At 52.2% G+C, this 1,634-nt stretch carries 2 protein-coding genes; both read left to right on the forward strand.

Going from position 1 to position 1,634, the window contains the following annotated elements:
* The coding region (locus B2Z72_RS11290; protein WP_414716704.1) for a hypothetical protein at positions 1–189 on the forward strand (189 nt) is incomplete at its 5' end.
* 52 nt (positions 190–241) lie between these two features.
* Positions 242–1,534 carry an adenylosuccinate synthase gene (locus B2Z72_RS11295; protein ID WP_296985800.1) on the forward strand — a complete coding sequence of 431 codons (1,293 nt, stop codon included), beginning with the start codon at positions 242–244 and terminating at the stop codon, positions 1,532–1,534.
* Positions 1,535–1,634: the final 100 nt, after the last annotated feature.

Here is a 1,634-nt window from a genome sequence, read left to right on the forward strand (position 1 = left end):
GGCACCTTCGTTACCGAAGAGAAACAGACGGTTGTCGCTCCGGATGCAGATGATGCAGAACTGTGGGCAGAAATTGCCGCTTTGCGCGCCGCTGGTAAGCGCGTGCTGATTGCAGCGGAACAGGATGCGGTCCCGGCGGACTGGTATCTGAAAAAACAGGATGGCCAGTGGCAACTGGTCGAAGCATAAAACCCCGTTCCATTCTGAACGGGCCTGAATATATAGAGTGATTGGTATCGCCATGGGCAAAAGCGTTGTTGTTCTGGGCACCCAGTGGGGTGACGAAGGTAAAGGCAAGATTGTTGACCTGTTAACTGAAAAAGCCACCGCTGTGGTGCGTTTTCAGGGTGGTCACAATGCTGGCCATACACTGGTTATCGACGGTGAAAAAACGGCACTGCACCTGATCCCATCCGGGATTCTGCGTGACGGCGTGAAATGTGTTATCGCCAACGGTGTGGTGGTTGCTCCGGATGCACTGCTGAAAGAAGTGCGTGCACTGGAAGCCCGCGGTGTACCTGTGATGGAGCGTCTGAAACTGTCTCACGCCTGTCCGCTGATTATGCCTTACCACGTTGCACTGGATCAGGCCCGCGAAATCAAACGCGGTAACGCCAAAATCGGTACCACAGGTCGTGGTATTGGTCCTGCGTACGAAGACAAAGTTGCCCGCCGCGGTCTGCGTGTTGGCGATATGTTCCAGCCTGAATTCGCTGACAAACTGAAAGAAGTGATGGAATTCCACAACTTCTCTCTGACTCAGTATTACGGCTGTGAAGCAGTTGATTACGAAGAAACTCTGGCTGCCTGTAAAGAATGGGCTGACCAGCTGAAAGACATCGTGGTAGATGCCGTGGACCTGATCCACACCATCCGTGAAAACGGTGGTGACATCATGTTTGAAGGTGCTCAGGGCACTCTGCTGGATATCGACCACGGTACCTATCCATACGTAACCTCATCCAACACCACCGCCGGTGGTGCTGCGACCGGTTCCGGTGTTGGTCCGCTGTATCTGGATCAGATTCTGGGTATTACCAAAGCCTACACCACCCGTGTTGGTTCCGGTCCGTTCCCGACTGAACTGTTCGACGACATCGGTGAGCACCTGCAGACCAAAGGTAACGAAAAAGGCACCACCACTGGCCGTTCACGCCGTTGTGGCTGGTTTGATGCGATGCTGGTTAAACACTCTATCCGTGTTAACTCCATCAATACCATCTGCCTGACCAAACTCGACGTACTGGATGGTCTCGACACCATTAAAGTGTGTGTGGGTTACGAAGACGAAAATGGCAACGCCATTAACGTACCGGCCAGTGCTGACCAGTTTGAGAAAATCAAACCTGTCTTCAAAGAACTGCCAGGCTGGAAAGAATCCACTTACGGTGCGAAAAGCATGGCCGATCTGCCGGACAATGCCCGTGCTTACATCCGCTTTGTTGAAGACGCCATTGAAGCGCCAATCGATATTATTTCCACCGGTCCTGACCGTCTGGAAACCATCGTGCTGCGTCACAGCTTCGATATGTAATATCGGATCTGCGCGAATAAAAAACCCGCTACGGCGCACTGCTGTCCCACAGTTTAAAACGGATATTTTTATAAACGGCTTTTAATGCCGCAAAGCCTTT

The organism is Thalassolituus sp. UBA6592, assembly GCF_002433655.1.
Classification (GTDB): domain Bacteria; phylum Pseudomonadota; class Gammaproteobacteria; order Pseudomonadales; family Oceanobacteraceae; genus Venatoribacter.